Source organism: Acinetobacter sp. ANC_7503 (genome assembly GCF_056780035.1).
The window spans coordinates 1-629 of sequence record NZ_JBWYJA010000029.1; the positions used below are offsets into that span (position 1 = coordinate 1).

Here is a 629-nt window from a genome sequence, read left to right on the forward strand (position 1 = left end):
GTCAATATACAGCATTAACCACAATGCCTGTAGGTTATGGCTGCCCACCAGAAGGTACAACTCAGTTTGTATTAGACAAACTTGGTCGTCACGGTAACCGCCCTTCACATGTGCATTACTTCGTCACTGCACCTGGCTACCGTAAATTAACTACGCAGTTCAACATCGAAGGTGATAAATACCTTTGGGATGACTTTGCATTTGCAACGCGTGATGGCTTAGTGGCAACTGCTGTAGACGTAACTGATGAAGCTGAAATTGCTCGTCGTGGTCTAAAAGGTGCGTTCAAACATATTCAATTTGACATTGAATTAGTGAAAGACGTTGAAGGTGCGCCTTCTACTGAAGTTGAACGCCGCCGCGCATCAGCTTAAAAATAATAAAGGGATGGATTTCGCATCCATCCTTTATCTTATTCAACTAAAGAATTTAGACCAATCCAAATCTAATCATTTTGATTTGTTTAAATTTTTGCAAGACCGAAAAGGATATAGATAGCTTTATCTATAAAACGCTATGATTGATAAATCTCAAAAGACTTTAACCGAAGCCCTCTCCCAAATTAAAGACGGTTCAACCATTATGATTGGTGGGTTTGGTACCGCAGGTCAGCCTGCTGAACTCATCGA

General features: G+C 40.9%; 2 protein-coding genes. Both read left to right on the top strand.

Going from position 1 to position 629, the window contains the following annotated elements; translation table 11 throughout:
• Nucleotides 1-374: dioxygenase family protein (locus AC1M9M_RS14805; protein WP_481596709.1), on the top strand; the 374-nt coding region annotated here is incomplete at its 5' end.
• 142 nt (nucleotides 375-516) lie between these two features.
• On the top strand, nucleotides 517-629 hold a 113-nt coding region (locus AC1M9M_RS14810), incomplete at its 3' end, for a CoA-transferase (protein ID WP_481588093.1).